The organism is Kitasatospora sp. NPDC127116 (genome assembly GCF_042677365.1).
GTDB classification, from domain to species: Bacteria; Actinomycetota; Actinomycetes; order Streptomycetales; family Streptomycetaceae; genus Kitasatospora; species Kitasatospora lactacystinica.
In genome coordinates, this window is sequence record NZ_JBHXTL010000023.1 from 16729 (window position 1) to 31618 (window position 14890).

Annotated in this window: 14 protein-coding genes and 1 pseudogene; 9 read left to right on the plus strand and 6 right to left on the minus strand. The window is 75.5% G+C overall.

What is annotated here, in order from left to right:
* Window positions 1-204: 204 nt before the first annotated feature.
* The 9 genes and pseudogenes from ACFVHV_RS12450 to ACFVHV_RS12490 all read left to right on the plus strand — a co-directional run bounded on the left by ACFVHV_RS12450 (window position 205) and on the right by ACFVHV_RS12490 (window position 9206).
* Window positions 205-1764, plus strand: coding sequence for an ABC transporter substrate-binding protein (locus ACFVHV_RS12450; RefSeq protein WP_359903851.1), 1560 nt, complete (start codon window positions 205-207; stop codon window positions 1762-1764).
* A complete protein-coding gene (locus tag ACFVHV_RS12455) occupies window positions 1761-2729 on the plus strand; it encodes an ABC transporter permease (protein ID WP_359903854.1) in 969 nt (322 codons plus the stop codon). Before ACFVHV_RS12450 ends, ACFVHV_RS12455 begins: the two co-directional genes overlap by 4 nt.
* The gene (locus tag ACFVHV_RS12460; protein WP_380351036.1) at window positions 2716-3681 is read left to right on the plus strand and encodes an ABC transporter permease; all 966 of its coding nucleotides are present in this window, start codon (window positions 2716-2718) and stop codon (window positions 3679-3681) included. Before ACFVHV_RS12455 ends, ACFVHV_RS12460 begins: the two co-directional genes overlap by 14 nt.
* Window positions 3678-4727, plus strand: coding sequence for an ABC transporter ATP-binding protein (locus ACFVHV_RS12465; protein WP_380351037.1), 1050 nt, complete (start codon window positions 3678-3680; stop codon window positions 4725-4727). The genes ACFVHV_RS12460 and ACFVHV_RS12465 overlap by 4 nt, the downstream gene beginning before the upstream one ends.
* Entirely contained in the window at window positions 4724-5743 is a 1020-nt protein-coding gene (locus tag ACFVHV_RS12470; protein ID WP_380351039.1) for an ABC transporter ATP-binding protein, read from the plus strand. Before ACFVHV_RS12465 ends, ACFVHV_RS12470 begins: the two co-directional genes overlap by 4 nt.
* Window positions 5744-5998: 255 nt before the next feature.
* Entirely contained in the window at window positions 5999-7054 is a 1056-nt protein-coding gene (locus ACFVHV_RS12475) for an NAD-dependent epimerase/dehydratase family protein (protein WP_359903865.1), read from the plus strand.
* A 131-nt stretch (window positions 7055-7185) separates the two neighbouring features.
* A pseudogene (locus ACFVHV_RS12480) lies at window positions 7186-7908 on the plus strand (glycosyltransferase family 2 protein); the annotation flags it as partial.
* A 99-nt stretch (window positions 7909-8007) separates the two neighbouring features.
* On the plus strand, window positions 8008-8535 hold the full coding sequence (locus tag ACFVHV_RS12485; RefSeq protein ID WP_380351071.1) for a DUF2064 domain-containing protein: 528 nt from the start codon (window positions 8008-8010) through the stop codon (window positions 8533-8535).
* Window positions 8532-9206, plus strand: coding sequence for an SAM-dependent methyltransferase (locus ACFVHV_RS12490; protein WP_380351041.1), 675 nt, complete (start codon window positions 8532-8534; stop codon window positions 9204-9206). The genes ACFVHV_RS12485 and ACFVHV_RS12490 overlap by 4 nt, the downstream gene beginning before the upstream one ends.
* Window positions 9207-9273: 67 nt before the next feature.
* On the opposite strand, the gene ACFVHV_RS12495 is transcribed toward ACFVHV_RS12490, so the two are convergent.
* From ACFVHV_RS12495 to ACFVHV_RS12520, 6 genes are all read right to left on the minus strand, one after another.
* Window positions 9274-10641, minus strand: coding sequence for a hypothetical protein (locus ACFVHV_RS12495; RefSeq protein ID WP_380351042.1), 1368 nt, complete (start codon window positions 10639-10641; stop codon window positions 9274-9276).
* Window positions 10642-10706: 65 nt separating this feature from the next.
* A complete protein-coding gene (locus tag ACFVHV_RS12500) occupies window positions 10707-11561 on the minus strand; it encodes an S-methyl-5'-thioadenosine phosphorylase (RefSeq protein ID WP_359903873.1) in 855 nt (284 codons plus the stop codon).
* A 122-nt stretch (window positions 11562-11683) separates the two neighbouring features.
* A complete protein-coding gene (locus ACFVHV_RS12505) occupies window positions 11684-12121 on the minus strand; it encodes a hypothetical protein (protein WP_380351073.1) in 438 nt (145 codons plus the stop codon).
* A 47-nt stretch (window positions 12122-12168) separates the two neighbouring features.
* A complete protein-coding gene (locus ACFVHV_RS12510; protein ID WP_380351044.1) occupies window positions 12169-13434 on the minus strand; it encodes a molybdopterin-dependent oxidoreductase in 1266 nt (421 codons plus the stop codon).
* Between the two features lie 569 nt (window positions 13435-14003).
* A complete protein-coding gene (locus tag ACFVHV_RS12515; protein ID WP_380351046.1) occupies window positions 14004-14516 on the minus strand; it encodes a GNAT family N-acetyltransferase in 513 nt (170 codons plus the stop codon).
* A gap of 158 nt (window positions 14517-14674) precedes the next feature.
* The gene (locus ACFVHV_RS12520) at window positions 14675-14878 is read right to left on the minus strand and encodes an MbtH family NRPS accessory protein (protein ID WP_359903885.1); all 204 of its coding nucleotides are present in this window, start codon (window positions 14876-14878) and stop codon (window positions 14675-14677) included.
* Window positions 14879-14890 lie beyond the last annotated feature (12 nt).

A 14890-nucleotide genomic window follows, 5' to 3' on the forward strand; every position in this document is an offset into this window, starting at 1 on the left:
GCGTCGGTGGGGCCGCCGAGGGGGCGGCTGTCAGTACCGAATCACGTCCGACCGTGCTCGCTCAAGGCAGGAGCCGACTCTTCCGGGTTTCGTCATCCGAAGTTTGCACAACTGCCTTTTGGCAGTACTGCCACTTCCGAAATGGTGTGGACGTCGGCGGCCGCACTCCCCCTGGCCGCCCCGCACCCCCCGAACCGAGGAACCATGAAGCGGCACACCCACCTCCTGGTAGCCGCGGCCTGCACGGCCGCGCTCACGCTCACCGCCTGCTCCGCCTCCGACGACGCCCTGTCCGGCACCGGAGCCGCCGCCGGGAACACCGGAGCGGCGGCCGACGGGCCGGCCGTGGACGGCGGCACGCTCAAGATCGGCCTGGACCGGCCGTTCGCCAAGCTCGACCCGGCCGACGGAACGCTGATCCAGATGCCGATGATGGTCCTCGCCAACGCCCTGTACGACCCGCTGATGGTCAACGGCGACAACGGCACCGTCCAGCCGTACCTCGCCAAGTCCTTCACCCCCAACGCGGACGCCACGGTCTGGACCCTCGACCTGCGCGAGGGCGTGACGTTCAGCGACGGCAAGCCGCTCGACGCCCAGGCCGTCGCCGACCACGTCACCCGGCTCGCCAAGCCGGAGAGCAAGTGCGCCTGCGCCCTCGACGCGGCCGCCATCGGCTCCACCGCCGTCACCGGCCCGACCACCGTCGCCTTCACCCTCAAGGCGCCCGACGCCGCCTTCCCGAACCTGTTCACCCGCTCGCTCGGCTACGTCTCCGAGGCCCCGTCCGGCGACTCCCCCGCCGTCGGCTCCGGCCCGTACACGGTGGAGAGCGTGCAGCCCGGAGTCTCCGTCACCCTGACCCGCAATCCCGCGTACTGGGGCGCCAAGGGCCACGCCGACAAGCTCGTCTACCGGGTGCTGCCCGACACCGACAGCCGCTACCAGTCGCTGCGCTCCGGCGACACCGACCTGATCTGGACCGAGACGCCCAGCCAGCTCAAGCAGGCCGCCGCCGACGGGCTGCGCACCGCCACCGGGCCCGGCTCCACCAGCACCGTGCTGTTCAACACCAAGGCCGCGCCCTTCGACGACGTCCGGGTCCGCCGGGCGGTGCAGTACGCGATCGACCGCGAGGCCCTGGAGAAGGTCGTCTTCCTCGGTCAGGGTTCCGTCGCGGACGGCCCGATCGGCTCCCGCTCCCCGTACCGCACCGCCGCCGGCTACCCGGCCCACGACCCGGCCAAGTCCCGTGCCCTGCTGGCCGAGGCCGGCCACCCCGACCTCGCCTTCGAGTACCTCGTCGACAGCCGCCCCGAGGCCCAGCAGCGCGCCACCGTGCTCCAGCAGATGCTCGGCGAGGCCGGGATCAGGATGACCGTCAAGCCGCTCGACAACGCGGGCCTGGGCACCGCGATGCTCCAGCGCAAGTTCCAGGTGATGGACTTCATCACCAGCATGTTCGGCGACACCGACACCGCGCTCAGCAGCCTCTACCTGCCGAACTCGCCGTACAACTTCATGAGTTGGTCGGACCCCGAGGCCCAGAAGGCGATCACCGAGGGCCGTGCCTCGACCGACCCGGCCAAGCGCTCGGCCGCCTACGGCCAGGCTGCAGCACGGGTCGTCGGCGAGGCGCCGATGGTCTTCCTCACCGAGAACACCGTCGGCTTCCTCGGCACCGCCAAGGTCGGCGGACTGCCCGACCTGTCCAGGCGCACCGTCCTCAACGTCTCCCCCGCCACCCTGTGGGTGAAGCGGTGACCCCCGGCGCCCGGACCGCCCTGCGGTACGGCGGGCAGCTCGGCCGCGCCGCGGCCGTCCTGCTGCTGGTCACCGTCGGCGCGCTCGCCCTGCCCCACCTGATGCCCGGCTCCCCCGCCGTCGCCGCCCTCGGCCCCACCGCCACCCCCGAGCAGATCTCCGCCTACGAGGCCGGGCTCGGCCTGGACCGCAACGTGCTCGCCGCCACCTGGCAGTGGATCGGCGACGCCCTGCACGGCGACCTCGGCCACTCGCTGTCCACCGGAGCGGCCGTCACCGGAGAACTCGCCGACCGCGTCCCCGTCACCCTCGAACTCTTCCTCGCCGCCCAGCTGGTGGCGCTCTGCCTGGCCGTGCCCGTCGCCCTGCTCTCCGCCTGGCGGCCCGGCGGCACCTTCGACAGGCTCGCCACCACCGCCACCTTCGGCTGGCTCGCCGTGCCCGGCTTCGCCCTCGGCCTGCTGCTCATCTGGATCGCCGCCGTCCAGCTGCGCGTCCTGCCCGCCACCGGCTGGACCCCGTTCACCGAGAACCCGGCCGAGAACCTGCGCCACCTGGTGCTGCCCGCCCTCACCCTCGGCCTCACCGAGGCCGCCGTGTTCACCCGCACCCTGCGCGGGCAGCTGCTCGACACCCTCGACCAGCCGTACATCGCCGCCGCCCGCAGCCGCGGCATGGGCACCACCCGGCTGCTGCTGCGCCGCGCCCTGCGGCCGTCCAGCCTGCCGCTGGTGACGCTGATCGGGATCGGCATCGGCACCTCGCTGGGCGGCTCGGTGCTGGTCGAGTCGCTGTTCGCGGTGCCCGGCGTCGGCAGCCTGGTCTCCGGGGCCATCGCCGGCCGGGACTTCCCGGTCGTCCAGGCCGTGGTGGTGGTCAGCGCCGTCGCCGTGGTCGCGGCCACCTTCGCGGTCGACCTGCTGTACCGCACGATCGACCCGAGGATCGCCCATGAGCACCGCTGAGACCACCACCGTGACCGCCGAGAGCGCCGCCGGGACGGCCGAGAGCGCCACCGACACCGCCGCCACCGCCGGGACCCCCACCGCCCGCCGCCGCCCGCCGGCCGGCGTGCTCGCCGCCGCGGCCTGGCTGGCCGTGGTCGCCCTCGCCGCCCTGCTGCTGCCCCTGCTGCCCGGCTTCGACCCGCTGCACGGCGACTTCGCCCACCCCTCCGCCGCCCCCGGCCCCGGCCACTGGCTGGGCACCGACGGCTCCGGGCGGGACATCCTGCAGCGCACCGTCGCCGGCGCCCGCGCCTCCTTCACCGTCGCCGCCCTGACCGTCCTGGTCGGGCTGCTCGGCGGCGGCGCGCTCGGCCTCGCCGCCGGCTGGTTCCGCGGCCCGGTCGACAAGGCCATCGGCTTCGCGACCGACCTGCTGATGTCCGTGCCCAGCCTGATCCTGGTGATGATCGTGGTCTCGATGCGCGGCCCCGGCCTCACCGTCATCGGCGGCCTGATCGGGCTGTTCACCGTCCCGCACTTCACCCGGGTGGTGCGCGCCGTCGTGCTCTCGCTCGCCGAGCGCGGCTTCGTCCAGGCCGCCCGCATGATCGGCACCGCCCCGCTGCGCATCCTGCGCCGCGAGATCGTCCCGCACGTCCTGCCGATCGCGCTCACCTTCGCCTTCACCGCCACCACCGTCGCCATCGTCGCCGAGGGCTCGCTCAGCTTCCTCGGCTTCGGGCTGCGACCGCCGGAGCCCTCCTGGGGCGGCATCATCGCCGAGGGCCGCACCACCCTCGGCAGCGCGCCGTGGATCTCGCTGGCACCCGCGGCGGTGCTCTGCCTGACCGTCCTCGCCCTCAACTACCTCGGGGAGCACCTGCGTTCGGGTGCTCCCGCCGCAGCCAGGCCCACCGCAGCCAAGTCCGCCGCTGCGAAGCCCACCCCCACGAAGGGAGCGCGCGGATGACCTCCGCCCCCGTCCTCGACGTCCGCTCGCTGGACACCGTCCTGCACACCCCCGACGGGCGGAGCCTGCACGTCCTGCACGGCGTCAGCCTCACCATCGCGGCCGGCGAGTGCCTCGGCGTGGTCGGCGAGTCCGGCTCCGGCAAGTCCGTGCTCGCCCGCACCGTCCTCGGCGTCGGGTCGCGAACCACCCGGGCCGTCGCCACCGGCGAGATCCGGCTCAACGGCGAGGACCTGCTCGCCGCCACCCCCGCCCGGCGCGCCGAACTGCTCGGCACCGGCATCGCCATGGTCCACCAGGATCCGATGACCTCGCTCAACCCGGTCGTCCGGATCGCCGACCAGGTCACCGAGTCGATCACCAACCGGCGCCGCCTGTCCCGGCGCGAACGGCTGCGCACCGCCGCCGAGTTGCTCGCCGCCGTCGACGTCCCCGACCCCGCCCGGCGGGCCCGCGCCCACCCGCACGAGCTCTCCGGCGGCCTGCGCCAGCGCGTCGGCATCGCCGCCGCCCTGGCCGGCGAACCCGCCCTGCTGCTCGCCGACGAACCCACCACCGCCCTCGACGTCACCGTCCAGCGCACCGTCCTCGACCTGCTCGACCAGCACCGGGTCGACCGGGGCCTGGCCACCCTGCTGATCACCCACGACATCGGCCTGCTGTACGGGCGGGCCCGCCGCCTCGCCGTCATGTACGGCGGCCGGATCGTCGAGACCGGCCCCACCGAGGCCGTCACCCGGCACCCCCGGCACCCCTACACGGCGGCGCTGCTGCGCTCCGTCCCGCGGGTCACCGGCCCGCTGCGCCGCACCCTGCCCGCCATCCCCGGCTCACCGCCCGACCTCACCCGGCCCATCCCCGGCTGCCCCTTCGCCCCGCGCTGCGAGCGGGCGACGGAGCTGTGCACGACGACCCCGCCGCCCACCCGCACGGCGGCGGACGGGGCGGACGGGGCGGACGGGGCGGACGGACACACCGTCGACTGCCACTTCCCGCTCACCGCGGCCGACCCCACCGCTCCCGAGGAACTGGAGTCCGCGGCATGACCACCACCCCCGAAACCGTCGCCCCCGACACCGCCGGCGCCGGAACTGCCGACGCCGGTACGGCCGTCCTGGAGGCCACCGGCCTCGGCGTCGTCCACCGCACCCGCTCCGGCCCGCTGCACGCCGTCAGCGGCGTCGACCTGGCCCTGTATCCGCGCCGCACCCTCGCCCTGGTCGGCGAGTCCGGCTCCGGCAAGAGCAGCATCGCCAAGGCCCTGCTGCGGCTGCCCCCGCCCACCACCGGCACCGTCACCCTCGACGGCACCGACCTCGCCACGCTCTCCCCGCGGGCCCTGCGGGCGGTCCGGCCCCGTCTCCAGATGGTCTTCCAGGACCCGCTCTCCTCCCTCAACCCGCGCCGCCGGGTCCGCGACCTCGTCGCCGAACCCCTCGACGCCCACCCCGACCCGGCCCGCGACCGCGAGGAGATCGTCACCCGGCAGCTGGAGGCCGTCGGCCTGCCGCCCGCCCTGTTCGGCGACCGCCGGCCCCACCAGCTCTCCGGCGGACAGGCCCAGCGGGTCGCCATCGCCCGGGCGCTGGCCGCCGGGCCGCGCGTCCTGATCGCCGACGAGGCGGTCTCCGCCCTCGACGTCTCGGCCCAGGCCACCGTGCTCAACCTGCTGCGCGACCTCACCGAGGAGCGCGGACTGGCCGGCCTCTTCATCTCCCACGACCTCGGCGTGGTCCGGGCGGTGAGCGACGAGGTGGCCGTGCTCCAGCTCGGCCGCATCTGCGAACGCGGCCCCACCGAGGCCGTCCTCGCCGCCCCGGCCCACCCCTACACCGCCGCCCTGCTCGCCGCCGTCCCCGAACCCGGCCGCCCGCTGCGCGACACCGGCCTGCTCCCCACCGACCCGCCCTCCCCCCTCGCCCCGCCCAGCGGCTGCCGCTTCCGCACCCGCTGCCCGCTGGCGGACAGCCGCTGCGCCACCGAGGAGCCCCGGCCGCGGGAGGTGGCGCCCGGCCGCACGGTGGCCTGCCACCGCCCGCTGGTCGGCGCCGCGGAGGCCTGACCGGCCTGGCGTGCGGCCCGACCGCCGCCCGATCAGGCACCGGGACGGCCCCGGCCGACCCGCCCGCGACGCCGAACGGCCGACGGGTGCGAGCGCGCGGCGACGGCACTCCCCCGGAGGTGTCGCAGCCCGCACGGAAGCACCGGCCCCGGTCGGCCGCCCGACAACGGCGGCGCGGCCGAACCCCTGACCGAGGCATGACGCGACCGCCGCCTTCGGCCGTTCCACGGTCGGGGCCCGGTAGCGTCACCGGTCATGAGGATTCTGGTCACCGGCGGCGCCGGGTTCATCGGTTCGGCGGTCGTCCGGGGCCTCGTGGCGGCGGGCCACGAGGTCCGTGTCCTGGACGCGCTGCTTCCCGCCGTCCATCCCTCGGGGATGCCACCCGAGTTGCCCGCGGCGGTGGACTTCCGGCACGGGGACGTACGGGACCGGGCGACGGTCGAGCGGGCGCTGGCCGGAGTGGACGCGGTCTGCCACCAGGCGGCCATGGTCGGCTTGGGGACGGACCTCGACGACGCGCCCGCCTACGCGGGCTGCAACGATCTGGGAACGGCGGTGCTGCTCGCCGCGATGGCGCACTCGGGCGTGCGCGGCCTCGTCCTCGCCGGGTCCATGGTGGTCTACGGCGAGGGTCGCTACCGCTGCCGGCTGCACGGGGACGTCGCACCCGGTCCACGGCGCCCGGACGAACTGGACGCCGGCCGGTTCGAGCCGCCGTGCCCGCGCTGCGGTGCCGAACTCCAGCCCTGCCTGGTGACGGAGGACGCACCGACGGACCCGCGCAGCGTGTACGCGGCGACGAAGCTCGCCCAGGAGCACCTGGTCTCCGCCTGGACCCGCGCCTGTGCGGGCCGTGCCCTGACCCTGCGCTACCACAACGTCTACGGCCCCGGGATGCCGCGGGACACTCCGTACGCCGGAGTGGCGTCGCTCTTCCGCTCGGCCCTGGCCCGGGGCGAATCGCCCAGGGTGTTCGAGGACGGCGGGCAGCGCCGGGACTTCGTCCACGTGGCGGACGTCGCCGCCGCGAACCTCTCCGCGCTGGCGGCGCTCGGCGACCGCCCGCCGGGCAGTACCCGGGCCTACAACGTGGGCAGCGGCGAGGTCCGTACGGTCGGGGAGATGGCACGGGCGCTGGCCGCCGCCCACGGTGGGCCGACGCCGGTGGTGACCGGCGAGTACCGGCTCGGCGACGTCCGCCACATCACCGCGGACTCGGCCCGGATCCGGACGGAACTCACGTGGCGGGCCCGGGTCTCCTTCGCCGACGGGATGCTGGAGTTCGCCGCCGCGCCGCAGCGGGCGTGAGACCGGCGCGCGGCGTCAGCCGTGCGCGGGTGCCGCCGGATCCCGTCCGCTCCCCCGGACGGGTCGAGCCTCGCCGACGTGGCACCTCCGCAAGGCGCGGTTCGGCCTCGGCGGGCCGGGCTGCGGTTAGCGTGACCGGCGTGACTTCTCCCCTCCATCCCGTCCCCGTCGCCGATGTCGTCCTCCCCTGTCTGGACGAGTCCGCGGCCCTGCCGTGGGTGCTCGGCCGTGTCCCGGACGGCTGGCGCGCGATCGTCGTCGACAACGGTTCGCGCGACGGCTCGGCGGAGTTGGCCCGGTCGCTGGGCGCCACCGTCGTCGAGGAGCCCCGGCGCGGTTTCGGCGCCGCCTGCCACGCCGGTCTGCTCGCCGCGACCGCCGGACTGGTCTGCTTCATGGACTGCGACGGTTCGCTCGATCCGGCCCAACTGCCCCGCGTCGCCGGTCCCGTGGCGGCCGGCACGGCGGACCTCGTGCTCGGCCGCCGCCGTCCCGCGACCGCCGGCGCCTGGCCGGTGCACGCCCGGCTCGCCAACACCGTCCTCGCCCGCCGGCTGCGCGCCCTCACCGGGGCGCCGCTGCACGACCTCGGACCGATGCGGGCCGCCCGGCGGGAGCGGCTGATCGCCCTCGGGCTGGGCGACCGCCGCTCCGGCTATCCGCTCGAAATGGTGCTCGCCGCCTCGGCGGCCGGGATGCGGATCACCGAGACCGACGTCGACTACCTGCCGCGCTCCGGCCGCTCCAAGGTCACCGGGACCGTGCGCGGCACCCGTCAGGCCGTACGCGACATGCGGGCCGTGCTGGCCGCACCGCCGCCCACCCTGCTGGTCATCGCCAAGGCGCCGGTTCCGGGCCGGGTGAAGACACGTCTCACCCCGCCGTGCAGTCCGGGGCAGGCGGCGGCGCTGGCCCGGGCCGCCCTCGTCGACACCCTCGCCGCTCTCGACCGGATGCCGGCCGGCCGGCGGCTGCTCGTCCTCGACGGGGACGCCGGTCCGTGGCTGCCGCCCGGTTGGGACGTCGTCCCGCAGTGCGGCGGCGGGCTCGACGAGCGGCTCGCGGCGGCCTTCGCCCACGCTGCCCGGCAAGCACCGGGATCACCCGCCCTGCTGGTCGGCATGGACACCCCGCAGCTGGACCCGGCCGTCCTCGCCGAGTCGCTCTCCCCGGCCCACCGCGCCGGTGCGGACGCCTGGTACGGCCCGGCGGCCGACGGCGGCTTCTGGGCCCTCGGCCTGGCCCACCCCACCGAACGGCTGGCCCGACGCCTGCTCCGGGGGGTGCCGATGTCCACCTCCCGCACCGGCGCCGCCCTGCTCGACCGCCTCGCGGCCGAGCGCCTGACGGTCCGCCACCTCCCGGTGATGACCGACGTGGACACCATCCAGGACGCCCGCCGCGTCGCGGCCGAAGCGCCGCACACCGGGTTCGCCGTGCGCCTGCGCACGATCGACACCGCCCCGGAGTTCGCCGGATGACCGCCCCGGCCGCCGCCTGGATCGACGACCCGTTCGCCGAGGCCGTGCGCGCCGGACGCGGCCCCCTGTGGCTGCGTCAGGAGGACGGCTCGCGCATCGCACTCGACGTCGAACGGTGGTGCGCCCCCGCCGCCGGAGGCGACCACAGCCTGCTGCGGCGCTGCGTGGGCCTGGCCGCCCCGGTGGTGGACCTGGGCTGCGGACCCGGCCGGCTCGTGGCCGCCCTGCTGGCCCTCGGCGTCCCGGCCCTGGGAGTCGACGTCACCGGGGCGGCGGTGGAACGGACCCGCCACCTCGGAGGCCCCGCCCTGTGCCGGTCCGTGTTCGACCAGCTGCCCGCCGAGGGCCGCTGGGGCGGTGCGCTGCTCGCGGACGGCAACCTCGGCATCGGCGGCGACCCGGCCGTGCTGCTGCGCCGCGGCGCCGAGCTCCTGGCACCGGACGGCGTCCTGCTGGTCGAGGTCGAGCCGTGGGAGCTCGACGAACGGATCACCGTACGGGTCGAGGGTTCCGACGGCCGCCTCGGTCCGGCGTTCGCCTGGGCCCGGTGCGGCGCCGGGGCGGTCACCCGGCGGGCCCGCCGGGCCGGGCTCGTCGAGACCGAACGCTGGACCTCCCACGGACGGCGGTTCCTCGCCCTCCGCAAGTCCTCCGCCGGCACACTCGTGTGACGGGGCGCTTCGACCCGCCCCCTCCGGGTCGGCGGTGCGCCACGCGCCTCGGAGCGTCGGCGGCCGGTCAGGCCTTCGTCGTCCCCGGCGCCGGGCCGCGCGCCGGCCGCGGCGGTACGGCGCGGGACAACCCACGGGCCGTCGGCACCGCGAGCACACAGGCCAGCGCGACCGCGTACGAGGACCGTTGGGCGTCCGCCCCGCCGACGAGGTAGAGCGCCTGTCCGGCCGCCGGAACGGCCAGCCACTCCCACCGCCCGTCGAGCGCGACCAGGGCCACCACCAGCAGGCCGTACCAGGGGTAGCTCGGCGCGACGACCAGCAGCGCCGTTCCGGTCACCAGCAGGGCGCCGCGCCACGGACGGCCGGGATCGCCGCGCAGCAGCACCCACAGCGCCACCACCGCCAGCACCAGCACCGCCGCCCACGGGGCCCACCGGTCGGCGACGACGATCCGCAGGAGGCCGAACCGGTCGAGGTGCCCCTGCTCGTACCCCTCCTCGCGCAGGTATCCGGGCAGGTACCCCAGCACACCGGGCCCGGAGGCGACGAGGTAGGGCAGATAGACCGCCACGAACGTCCCGAGGGCCACTGCGAGCAGCAGCACGTCGGACCTGGTCGGACGCCGGGCCAGCAGCCCGGAGAGCGCTCCGGGCAGGGCGAGCGCCGGCAGCAGCTTGGTCGCGACCGCCGCGCCGAGCAGGGCGCCGCCGGCACCGGCCCGGCGACGGGCGGAGAAGCCCAGTCCGGCCACCATCAGGAGCGCACCGAGGGTGTCGACGTGCGCGTCGTTGACCGCCCACACCGTCACTCCGGGGCACCAGCCCCACAGCGCAGCGCGTCGGCCGCCCCGCCGTGCCGCCAGCAGTGCGCCGGTGGTGGCCACGGCCAGCACGGCCCCTGCGGCCTGCACACCGCGGACGCCGCCGCCGAACGGGTGCACGGCGAGGAACCACGCCTCCGCGACCGGCGGGTAGATGGTGTGCACGGCGGGCCGGTTGATCCGGGTGCAGTCGCCGTCCGCGGTCCGCCGCTCGTCCCACCCCGCGCAGCCGTCACCCGCCGGGAACAGGCCCGGATCGCGCAACCGGGCCAGCGCCGGGTCGTCCGGGGTGCGCGCGTAGGGCGAGGTGCCGGCCGCCTGGACGCGGCCGTCCCACACGTACCGGTAGGCGTCGTCGCTGGTGCGCGGTGGCGCCAACAGCCCCACGGCGGCGACGGCGACGCTCCCGGCCAGGACGAGCGGCACCACGTGACGGTCGCCCACCCCGCGGAGCAGGACGAGCGCGAGGGTGAACAGCGCCGCGTCGAGGGCGTACCAGCCGTACAGCGGCGCCCGGTCGGCGAGCGTCCCGCCGCCGGTCACGGTCAGTGCCAGGGCCGCCGTCAGCGCGGCGAGGGCGAGGACACAGGGCAGGAGGCGTCGGGTGAGCACGCGCCCACCCTGCCACCGCGGTGGCCCGTCACCGAGGACCGGCGGCGCCGCCGTTCGCGGTCCGGTCAGGCTCCGGGGACGCCCGGAAGGCCGGTGGTGAGACCGTCCAGGGCGTGCGAGCAGACGCAGTCCCGGTCGACGGGCAGCAGCTCGATCGCCTTGAACAGCACCGTGCGCAGCCGGTCGACGTTGCCCGCGAAGACCTTCAGCACCTCGGCCTGGGTGACGCCCTCGCCTGCCACGACTCCGGCGTCGTGGTCGGTGACGAGCGCCAACGTGCTGTAGCAGAGGCCTAGTTCACGCGCCAGCGCGGCCTCCGGGTGCCCGGTCATGCCGACCACCGACCAGCCGTTCGCGGAGAACCAGCGGGACTCGGCGCGGGTCGAGAAGCGCGGCCCCTCGATCACCACCAGGGTGCCGCCGTCCACCGGCCCCCAGGCCGCCGCGGCGGCGGCGTCCAGGGCCGCCCGCCGCCCCGCCGGGCAGTACGGGTCGGCCATCGGCACGTGCACCACCTCGGGGACGGAGCCGTCCGGCAGCGGCCGCCCGTCGTAGAAGGTCTGCACCCGGCCCGCGGTCCGGTCCACGAACTGGTCCGGCACCAGCAGCGTGCCGGGCCCGTACTCCGGCCGCAGCCCGCCCACCGCGCACGGTCCGAACACCTGCCGCACCCCCAGGGCGTGCAGCGCCCAGAGGTTGGCCCGGTAGTCGATCCGGTGCGGCGGCAGCGTGTGCCCGCGCCCGTGCCGGGGCAGGAAGGCGACCCGGCGACCGGCCACCTCGCCCAGGAACAGCGCGTCGCTCGGCGGCCCGTACGGCGTGTCGACCCGCACCTCGGTCACCTCGTCCAGCAGCGCGTACAAGCCCGAGCCGCCGATCACACCGACCTCGGCCCGCGGCGCGTCCCCACGTGGCGTCATGTGTTCCACCTCTCTCTCGGCGAGACCGTTCCGGCCACTGCGGGAACCAGCGGGCCTCGGGTCTCGACATCCGTTCTTACGGTTCACGAACCCCGCACCACCGGTACGGGCCGGCCCGCCGCTCACCCGGGCGCGGACCGTCGGGATCGGCCGACGCGGCGGAGCTTGAGCGCGAGGGCGACGGCCGCCGCGCCGAACAGGACTCCGCTGACGGCGAGCCACCGGCCGAGGTAGACCTCCTCCGACAGCCCGGTGGCCCCCGGGTACGGCTCGGACAGGTTCAGGACGAGGGGGAACCAGACGAGCAGCAGGAGGCCGGACAGGACGACCGGTACCCGCAGGTAGTTGATCCACTCGACGGTCGGAGCCCGCTCGTGGCGGTGGCGCAGGACGGACCGGGCGGAGAGGTCGGCGAGCGAGTAGAGCGGCAGCAGGACCAGGTCGTGGACGAGGGCCCCGCCGACGAACCAGACCACCACCGCGAGGGCCCGGTCGGACACCAGCCGCTCGGCGGCGTAACCGGTGAGCGCGAACGAGGCGAGCAGCACGAGCAGGTGCATCGGCCCTGCGCCGTACCAGCGGGTGAGACGGGCGGGTCGGGCCACGGTCACGCCCTGAAGGTGAGTCGGCCGACCCACTTGGTGTTGTTCACACCGGGGTTGGCGGGGACGATGATCCGGGCCGGGAAGCCGTGGTCGAGCGACAGGTCGACTCCGTTGACGTGCAGGGCCAGGAGGGACCGGAGGTCGCGGATCTGGTTGCCCCGCAGCAGCACCGAGGTGAAGGGGCCGGGTGGCTGGACCGACTCCACCAGCACCTCGGCCGCACCGGGCAGGCCGGCCAGGGCCGCCAGGTCGGCCAGCCGCAGTCCGCTCCACAGCTGGTCCTCGGTGGACCAGCCCTCCACGCAGGCGATCGGCAGCCGGGCCGACCGCTGCGGCATGGCCAGCAACTGCTCCCGGGTGAGGACCAACGGCCCCGCGGCACCGTGCAGTTCGAGGCGCCAGTCGGGCCCGACGAGCTGCGGGGTGATCCCGACGGCGGCGGCGGTCTTGTTGATCTGGAAGCCGTTCGGGCCCTGCTCGGGGGCCCGGTTGTGCGGCGCCAGGAGCGCGGTCGCGCGGAGGCTGCCGCCCAGGCTCTGCCCGGCCGTCACCGCGAACAGGACGAGCGAGCCGCCTCCCACCAGGGCGAGCGCACCGCGCCGGGAGGTCGTCGGCACGGCCGGCGAGGCCGCCACCAGGCCCCCGCCGTCGGAGGGCTCCGGCCCGGTCGCCGCGAGCCCGGTCCGCAGCTCCGCCAGCAGCGGACGCGACCGCAGGGCACGGCTCGCGCTGCCCAGCTTGAGGACCACGTGGACGGCGAAGGCCGCGATGAACACCCACGCACCGTAGAAGTGCAGCGGGTAGAAGGATCCCGGAAAGACGTAGTGCAGCTGGATGTTGAGGATCCCGGTCACGAACTCGAACACGGCGCCGCCGACGAGCATCAGCAGCGACAGCCGCTCCAGCGCGTTCGCGGCGCTGCGGACGGGCGGCCAGGTGAAGAGCTTCGGGATCACCGACCACAGCTTGGCCAGCAGCACCGGAACCAGCACGACGCCGAGCGTCACGTGCACGCCTTGGGTGAGCCGGTACAGCCAGGACGGATCGGTGGGCCAGTCGAAGAGGTAGAAGCCCAGCAGCCCCTTCTCCGGCGTCTGGTCGTTGAGCCGGCCGAGGCCGGGGTTGTACGCGGCGTAGGACAGCGCCCCGGTCACGAACAGCACCGGGATCCCGGCGAGCAGCACGAACCCGAACACGGAGGTGAGCCACGGCCCGCGGATCGGGCTGCGCCAGAACCCCCGGCGGAACGGGCCGGGTGGAGGGGGCATCCGACCGGCCCGGGCGGCGAGCGCCGCGCCGGCCGAGGCGAGGGACCGGCCGACGGTTCGGGCCGCCCCGCGCAGCCTCCTGGCACCGCGCCCGGGCAGATCCCGCACCCTTGTGCCGCCCCGGCCCCGCGCGGGGTCCTCCCCGGGCGGTCCGCCCCCTTGTCGGGCCCCGACCACCCGTCACCTCCAGCTCCGGAACCGTCCGTGAACGGGCGGGCTCACCGGCCTCCCGTTGTGAGGAGAGACGGCGACCGCGCCCGGCCTGGGCCGCCGGAACGAGAGCCGCACCGTCGGAACCCCGCCGGACAGCAAACCAGCAGCGCACTGACTTCACCGCAAGGCCGGACACGCGGGGCGGCAACATCACCCGGGCGGAGGTATCCCGTCCCTGCCGCGGTCCCGGGTACCGAGCCGGCGGGGGCGGCCGGCAGGGTACTCGGCGGTTCCGCGGACGCGGTCCGTCCCGGGCACGGTGTGCGCCTCCGCGGACGGCGGGCGGGGCGGGACCGACGGAGGGGCCGGTTCGCTGCTCCGGACGGGGCAGGGGTCGGGCCCGGACGGGGAAGGGGTCAGGCCTCGTCGGTGGTGGAGATGGCCAGCAGCTTCGTCACCGAGCCGTCGTCGCCGACGACGTCGCGCAGGTGCCGGAAGCCGAGCCGGTGGCTCATCGTCAGGCTCGGGGTGTTCTCGGCGCCGACCATGCCGTAGACCTCCTTGAGGCCCAGCTCGTCACCGGCGTAGCGGATCAGGCCGCGCACCGCCTCGGCGCCCAGGCCGCGGCCCCAGAACTCCGGGGCGAGCGCGGTGACCAGCTCGTGGCCGTCGACGTTCCCGGTGCGCTTGACCTCGGCGTGGCCCGCGTACGCCCCGTCCAGCCAGAGGCCCCAGATGTCGAAGAGGTTCTGCGGGTAGACGTCGGTCAGGATCGCGCGGAACAGCGTGCGGATGTCCGGATCGGGCACGAGGTCCTGGCCCATCCAGCGGCACACGTCCGCGTTGCGCAGCAGGGAGACGAAGGCGTCCTCGTCCTCGGGCCGGTAGGGGATGAAGTCCAGGTGCTCGGTGCGCAGCGGAGGGGTCATGGTGCTCTCCTCGGGTCGTGATGGTGCGGCGGCTCGGTGGTGCGGTCGTTCAGCGGTGAAGTGGTGGAGTGGTCGAGTGGCGCGGTGGTGGGGTGGCGCGGTGGCCGGGACGGGGCCGGTCGGCGCGGCGCGACCGGCGGCCCCGTCCGTGCGGCCGGTCAGGCTCCGGCGTTCTCCATGCGATCGCGCAGGCTCTTCGGGCGCATGTCGGTCCACACCTCGTCGACGTAGGCGGTGCACTCGGCCTCGGTGCCCTCGGTGCCGACGGGCTGCCAGCCGGCCGGGACGTCGAGGTCGGCGGGCCAGAGGGAGTACTGCTCCTCGTCGTTGCGCAGCACCTGGTAGCGGGTGTTCTCGTCCATGTCGGGCTCCTC